Origin of the sequence: Streptomyces sp. NPDC051913, assembly GCF_044593635.1 — a bacterium.
GTDB lineage: Bacteria > Actinomycetota > Actinomycetes > Streptomycetales > Streptomycetaceae > Streptomyces.
This window is the reverse complement of record NZ_JBIUCI010000043.1, coordinates 1-6,973: the sequence shown is the minus strand read 5'-3', so window position 1 is coordinate 6,973 and position 6,973 is coordinate 1. Positions and strand designations below refer to the sequence as shown.

General features: G+C 69.5%; 7 protein-coding genes and 1 pseudogene. 5 read left to right on the top strand and 3 right to left on the bottom strand.

Annotation, left to right across the window (positions count from 1 at the left end):
* The 5 genes from ACIHIX_RS47755 to ACIHIX_RS47735 all read left to right on the top strand — a co-directional run.
* On the top strand, positions 1 to 297 hold a 297-nt coding region (locus tag ACIHIX_RS47755), incomplete at its 5' end, for a sugar phosphate isomerase/epimerase family protein (protein WP_399966957.1).
* Between the two features lie 77 nt (positions 298 to 374).
* Entirely contained in the window at positions 375 to 533 is a 159-nt protein-coding gene (locus tag ACIHIX_RS47750) for a hypothetical protein (protein ID WP_399966956.1), read from the top strand.
* Positions 534 to 642: 109 nt separating this feature from the next.
* Complete coding sequence (locus ACIHIX_RS47745; RefSeq protein ID WP_399966955.1) at positions 643 to 1,398, top strand: EboA domain-containing protein; 756 nt, start codon at positions 643 to 645, stop codon at positions 1,396 to 1,398.
* 113 nt (positions 1,399 to 1,511) lie between these two features.
* Entirely contained in the window at positions 1,512 to 2,672 is a 1,161-nt protein-coding gene (eboE, locus tag ACIHIX_RS47740; protein ID WP_399966954.1) for a metabolite traffic protein EboE, read from the top strand.
* 89 nt (positions 2,673 to 2,761) lie between these two features.
* Positions 2,762 to 3,796, top strand: a complete 1,035-nt coding sequence (locus ACIHIX_RS47735) for a sugar phosphate isomerase/epimerase family protein (RefSeq protein WP_399966953.1) — start codon at positions 2,762 to 2,764, stop codon at positions 3,794 to 3,796.
* Positions 3,797 to 3,871: 75 nt separating this feature from the next.
* On the opposite strand, the gene ACIHIX_RS47730 is transcribed toward ACIHIX_RS47735, so the two are convergent.
* The 3 genes and pseudogenes from ACIHIX_RS47730 to ACIHIX_RS47720 form a co-directional block, all read right to left on the bottom strand.
* Positions 3,872 to 5,266 carry an OFA family MFS transporter gene (locus tag ACIHIX_RS47730; RefSeq protein WP_399966952.1) on the bottom strand — a complete coding sequence of 465 codons (1,395 nt, stop codon included), beginning with the start codon at positions 5,264 to 5,266 and terminating at the stop codon, positions 3,872 to 3,874.
* Between the two features lie 20 nt (positions 5,267 to 5,286).
* Positions 5,287 to 6,678 carry an OFA family MFS transporter gene (locus ACIHIX_RS47725; RefSeq protein WP_399966958.1) on the bottom strand — a complete coding sequence of 464 codons (1,392 nt, stop codon included), beginning with the start codon at positions 6,676 to 6,678 and terminating at the stop codon, positions 5,287 to 5,289.
* A gap of 130 nt (positions 6,679 to 6,808) precedes the next feature.
* Positions 6,809 to 6,973, bottom strand: a pseudogene (locus ACIHIX_RS47720) (formyl-CoA transferase); the annotation flags it as partial.

Genomic DNA, 6,973 nt, shown 5'->3' with positions numbered 1-6,973 from the left:
GTCGACTGCAAGGAGGCCCGCAAACGCCTCGACGGCCGCAACGGCCGCCTCGGCTCCCACCTCCCGTGGGGCGACCCGCGCCGTGGCTGGGACTTTGTCTCCGCCGGGCACGGTGACGTCCCCTGGGAGGACGTGTTCCGCATGTTGCGCTCCATCGCCTACGAGGGTCCGATCTCGGTGGAGTGGGAGGACGCAGGCATGGACCGGCTCCAGGGCGCCCCCGAGGCACTGCGCAGCCTCAAGGCGTACGACTTCGAGCCCCCGTCGACCTCGTTCGACGCGGCGTTCGGCAACTGATCCCCGCGGTGCGCCGGGATGCGCCGCCATCCCGGAGAGCCGTGGACCTCACGACCGACCGAGAGGAGAGACACGCGATGCGTGCAACCAGCCGCACGGCAACGGCAGCCGTGGGAGCAGCGGTGCTCCTGCGACGCGTCTTCGGACAGCGCGGCGGCGACGGCAAGCGGGTGCTGGTCCTCTCCAAGGCGGCCGGCTTCAGGGAACTGCCCGCGAAGACCTCGCAGGGCGACTGAGCGACGGCGGGCGGGGGACGCCGGACCCCCGCCTGCCGTCTTTTCTTTGCCACCGACAGCCCGCCCCACCTCCCGGCGATCCCTCCGCCACCCCAGAAGGGAGCACTCCGTGACCCACCTCCACACCACCCCGGAGGCAGACACCAGGAACCCCACCCACCGCTCCGCAAGCACCCCGCCACCCCCCTCCTACGCCCCCGTCCATGTCCGCCCCCCAGCCCTCCGCCGCCACCTCGACTCCCGCCTTGCCGGCACCGCCCGTGCCTGGCTCGACCAGGCTCTCGACGAGGCCGCCACTCACCCCGGTACCCATGGCCCCATCTCGGTGTGGGAGCTGCGCCTTGCCGAGGCGGGGCGGCGCTGCGGTGCCGAGCACGCCGACGCCGCCCGCGTGCTGATCCTGTGCGCGGCCCGCGCCGACACTCTCGCCCTCACCCGCGTCTACCGGCAGGGCACCGCCGCCGAACGCCGTGCCGTCCTGCACGCCCTGCCCCACCTCGTGCCGGGCCCGGACGCGCTGCCGCTCGTCGAGGACGCCCTGCGCACCAACGACACCCGGCTCGTCGCCGCCGCCGTCGGCCCCTACGCCGCCCGGCACCTCGACCCCCACCAGTGGCGGCACGCCGTCCTGAAGTGCCTCTTCACCGGTGTGCCGGTCGACGAGGTCGCCGGACTGGGCCACCGCGCCCGCGCCGACGCGGAACTCGCCCGCATGCTCGGCGACCACGCCGCCGAACGCACCGCCGCGGGCCGTCCCGTCCCCGAAGACCTGCACCGCGTCCTGACCCTGACCGACCCCACGGCCACCCCACCCGCGCCGGCCACCGCCCCCGGCCCACGCGGCACCGACGGCGAGGAATCCTGATGCGCATCGTCGACCCCCACATCCACCCGACGTCCCGCACCACCGACGACCACGAGGCGCGCTACGCGGCCTTCCTCGGCTGGGAGCCCCTCCTGCGCGGAGGCGAGTAGGGCATGCGCTTCCGCCATCCCGACGGATCCACCGTCCACCTCGCCTACTGCACCAACGTCCACCCCGCCGAGACCCTCGACGGCGTCCTCGCCCAACTCCGCGACCACTGCGAACCCGTCCGCCGTCGCCTCGGCCGCGACCGCCTCGGCATCGGTCTGTGGCTGGCCGCCGACGCCGCCCGCACCCTCGACTCCGACCCGGGCGCCCTGCGTACCCTGCGCGCCGAACTCGACCGGCGCGGCCTCGAAGTCGTCACCCTCAACGGCTTTCCCTACGAAGGGTTCGGCGCCGAAGAGGTCAAGTACCGCGTCTACAAGCCGGACTGGGCCGATCCCGAACGCCTGGAGCACACCACCGCCCTCGCCCGCGTCCTCACCGGCCTCCTCCCCGAGGACGTCACCGAGGGCAGCGTCTCCACCCTGCCACTGGCCTGGCGCACCGCACCCGACGCCGACCGCGCCGAGAACGCCCTGCGCACCCTCGCCGAACGCCTGGACGCATTACAGGAGTTGACCGGCCGCTCCGTCCGTGTGGGCCTCGAACCGGAACCCGGCTGCATCGTCGAGACCACCCGCGACGCCCTCGTCCCGCTCACCGCGCTCGCCCACCCCCGCATCGGCATCTGCGTCGACACCTGCCACCTCGCCACCTCCTTCGAAGACCCGCACACCGCCATCGACGCCCTCACCACGGCAGGCGTCACCGTCGTCAAGTCGCAGCTGTCCGCCGCCCTGCACGCCGAGCACCCCCACCTGCCCGAGGTCCGCGCCGCCCTCGCGGCATTCGACGAACCCCGCTTCCTGCACCAGACCCGGACCGCCACCGCCGCGGGCTTGCGCGGCACCGACGACCTCGGCGAGGCAGTCGCCGGCGAGGTCCTGCCCGACGGGGCGCCCTGGCGCGCCCACTTCCACGTCCCCCTGCACGCGGCCCCCGCCGCACCCCTCACCTCCACACTCCCCGTCCTCAAGGCGGCCCTGACCCGGCTGGTCGGCGGCCCGCACCCGCTCACCCGTCATCTGGAGGTCGAGACCTACACCTGGCAGGCGCTTCCGCCCGAGCTGCGCCCCCGCACCAGAACCCAGCTCGCCGACGGCATCGCCGCCGAACTCACCCTCGCCCGCGACCTGCTGACCGACCTCGGCCTGAAGGAACTCCCGTGAGTAGCAGCAGCAGCGACGAAGGGGCCGATCTGTCCACAAGTGAAGCACTCACCACTGACAACCCCCTCCGACCCTGAGGAGTCCCCCGCATGAGCCGCTTCTCCCAGCCCGATCCCGAGCTCACCCGCCGCCTCAGCAGACGAGGCATGCTCGGCGTGGCCGCGGGCGCCACCGCCGCCGCTCTGCTGGGCGCCGCCACCCCGGCGACCGCCGCCACCGAGTCCGCTGCCGCGGCCGGGCGCGGTCGGCCCGTCCTGCCGCCCGGCCGTCTCGGCATCCAGCTCTACAGCCTGCGCGACAAGGTCTCCACCCTCGGTTTCGCCCCCGTCTTCGCCGAACTCGAGAAGTACGGCTACGACGAGGTCGAGTTCGCCGGCTACACTCAGGGCTCGGCCGGCCCCATCACCCTCGCCCAGCTCAAGCGGCTGGCCAGGGACCATGGGCTGACCCCGATCGGCAGCCACGTCGGCTACTACGCCGACGACCCCAGCGCCTACACCTTCGCCGACAACCTCACCAAGGTCCTCGACGACGCCCAGGCACTCGGCCTCAAGCACATCGGTACCGCCTCCGGCCCGTTCCGCCACGGTTCGACCGTCGATGCCTGGAAGCGAGCGGCGGAGGACTTCAACACCTACGGCGCGGCGGCCAAGGCGCGCGGCATGAAGTTCTACCAGCACAACCACTCGGAGGAGTTCTCCTTCGCCACCGACAACCCCAAGGTCCGCCTCTACGACGTCCTGCTCGCCGAGACCGACCCCGACCTGGTGTTCCTGGAGATGGACATCTTCTGGGCCTACTCGGGCCAGTTCCGCTTCTCCCGGCGCCCCGACGGCAGCCCGGCCCCCTTCGAGCCGCTGGACTACGTCCTCAGGCAGCCCCACCGCTACCCGCTGTTCCATGTCAAGGACGGCGTCAGCGACCCGGCCGACACCTACGGCTACCGCATGACCGACGTCGGCGACGGCGACATCGACTACCAGCGTTTCCTCTCCGCCGTGACCCGGCTGCGCGGTGAACGCCTGGCCCACCACTGGCAGGCCGAACACGACCAGCCCACCGAGTCGTTCACGTTCGCCCGTCGTTCCAGCGCCTATCTGCACTCACTGCGCGAGAAGTGCTGAGGGACCCCGGAGCGACCTGAGGAGGCCCTCCCCGCCGACTGCTCCCGGGGAGGGCCTCCTCACGCGCGCGTGCCGTTACGCCACGGGCTCCGGCCTCGGCACCGGCGTCCGGCCCGGCTGCCGCAGCAGCAGGGCGAGCACCGCCGCCAGCATGGAGACGGCACCGGCCAGGGCGTACGCCCCGTCGTAGCCCCAGGCGGCGACCACCATGGAGCCGAGACCGCCGCCGAACAGGCCGCTGATCAGCTTGCCGCTGTACACCAGGCCGTAGTTGGTGGCGTTGTAGTTCTCCCCGAAGTAGTCCGGTGTGAGCGCCGCGAAGAGCGGATAGAAGGCGCCGCCGCCGAAGCCGGAGAGGAAGGCGAAGAACAGGAACAGGGACTCGCTCCTGACATCACCGGCCCAGATCACGCCGAACTGGGCCAGGCCCAGGACGACGATCACGAACACCAGGGTCGGCTTACGACCCCACTTGTCGGACAGCCAGCCCACCACACCGCGGCCGATGCCGTTGATGACCGCCATGACACCCATCGAGGAGGCCGCCACCAACGGGCCGAAGCCGACCTCCTTCGCATAGTCGACCTGGAAGGAGATCCCGAAGATCGACACCCCCGCGGTCATCACGATGGACACCCACATCAGGGGGAGCATGCCGGTCCTGATGGCCTCCTTGGGCGTGTACTGCTTCGCCGCCGGAGGGTTCTTGGCGAGGCTCGTCGCGTTCTTCCCGGTGCCCGCGTACGTCAGCGGATCGATGTCCGCGGGCCACCAGTTCTTCGGCGGATCCTTGAAGAAGAACGCGGACCCGAAGACCACGATCATGATGTAGCAGCCGATCAGGTCCAGGACCCGGTGGTAGTTCGCGGTGTCGAAGCCGTAGTTGAAGATGAAGATGAACGGCAGTGACCCGTACGCGAAGCCGCCGTTGACGAACCCCGTTTTCGCTCCCCGGCGTTCGGGGAACCACTTGCCGACCATGTTGATGCAGGTCGCGTAGACGAGCCCGGCGCCGATGCCCCCGACGACGCCGAAGCCCAGGATCGCCAGCCAGACGTTGCCCAGATGCGACAGGGCGAGGAACCCTATGAGACACAGACCCGAGCCGGTGTACATGGCCTGACGAGCCGTCAGCAAGCCCTTCTCCCGCAGCCAGCCCGCCGGGAAGGCGATACCGGCCTGGAAGAAGACCCAGACGCTGAGGATCCAGAAGGTGTTGCTCTGCGTCCAGCCATGGGCGTGGGACAGGGTGTCCTCCGCCGAGCCGTACGCGTACTCGAAGACACTGATGGCCATCATGGCGATCCACGGCAGATACACCATGAGCTTGCGGGAGTGACCGAGGATGTCGCGGTCGGTCTCACCGACGCGGAAGACACGGCCGTGCGCGTCGGTCACTTCTCGGTAGGGACGGTGTGCGGCGTCGGGGGAGTCGGTCGAGCTGTTCGTTGCGATGGGATCCGCCGTCATTGCTGGGCAATTCCTCCGTGTCAGGCCATTTCCTCGCCGAGCGGCTGGGGGTTGGGGGCGATACCGCGGCTGGTCCTCGGTGTGCCGGGCGCCTTCAGGAACACGGCGAGCACGGCCGAGCACAGACCGATGGAGCCGGCCAGCACGAACGCGCCCTCGTAGTCCCATGCGTCGACGACGATCGCGCCCATTCCGGAGCCCACCAGACCGGAGATGAGCTTCGAGCTGTAGACCATGCCGTAGTTGGAGGCGTTGTTGTTCTCACCGAAGTAGTCCGCCGTCATGGCCGCGAACAGCGGGAAGATCGCGCCGCCGCCGAAGCCGGAGACCATGGAGCAGAAGAGGAAGAACGGCATGCTGCCCATCTGGCCCGAGACCAGCACGCCGAACTGCGCGCTGCCCAGCACCAGACACACGATGATCAGCGTGTTGCGGCGTCCGTAGCGGTCGGATATCCAGCCGATGACGCCACGGCCGGTGCCGTTGACGATGGCCTTCAGGGACATCGCGGTGGCCACGATCCCGCCCGCGAAGCCCATGTCCTTGCCGAACGGCACCTGGAAGGCGATGCCGAAGATATTGATGCCGGCCGTGCACAGCAGGCAGAACCACATCATCCACAGAACGGGCTGACGAGAGGCCTCCTTGGGGGTGTACTGCTTGGGCGACGGCGGGTTCTTCTCCAGCGCCCGGCGGATCTTCGGGTCGTCGGTGACCTTCAGCGGGTCGACGTGCGCGGGCCACCAGTTCTTCGGCGGGTCCTTGAAGAACCAGCCGGCCGACGCCACGACCAGGCACAGTCCGACACCCACACAGGCGAGCACCGTCTGGTAGTTGCTCAGGTCCATGTACGAGGTGAACAGGAACACGAAGGGCACCGAGCCGTAGGCGAAACCGCCGTTGACGAAGCCGGTCTTGCCGCCCTTGCGCTCCGGATACCACTTGCCGACCATGTTGACGCAGGTCGCGTAGACGAGACCGGCGCCGATACCGCTGCACATGCCGAAGCCGAAGTAGGCCACGAGCACGTTCGGCGCGAACGCCAGCGACAGATAGCCGAGCATCGTGCCCACGGCGCCGAGCATCATCGCCGTACGGGCGGGCAGTTTGCCGCTCTCACGCAACTGCCCGGCGGGAAAGGCCACGGCGGCCTGGAAGAACACCCAGACGCCCATCAGCCAGAAGATGTGCCCGCTGCTCCACAGATGAGCCTCGTGGAGGGTGTCCTCCGCCGACGTGAACGCGTACTCGGCGGAGCTGATGCCCATCATGCCCACCCACGGCAGAAGGACCATCCACCTGCGCCGGCGGCCCATGATGTCGACATCGGACTCTCCGATGCGATACACACGGCCATTGCGGTCCGTCACCTCCCGATAAGGGACGGACGTCGAGTAGTCGATGGTTGTCATCTTGGTCAAGCACTCCTTGCGTCGAAAGATCTGGCCAGCGCCCCCTGTCCAAATGCCTTTCGTGCGCACACGGGTCCCGGGGCCTCGCCGACGCGCACCGTCGCTCGGCCCCTCGCTCACTCACGTCACGTCAGATCACCCCGCTTGTCTTCAGGAGCCGCAATTCCGCGTCACCCAGCCCGAGTTCACCGATGTAGATCTCCTCGTTGTGTTGGCCGAGGAGGGGTGAGGGGGTGATGCGGGTGGGTGAGTCGGAGAGTTTGAGGGGGTTGCCCACGGTGGTGTAGGCACCGCG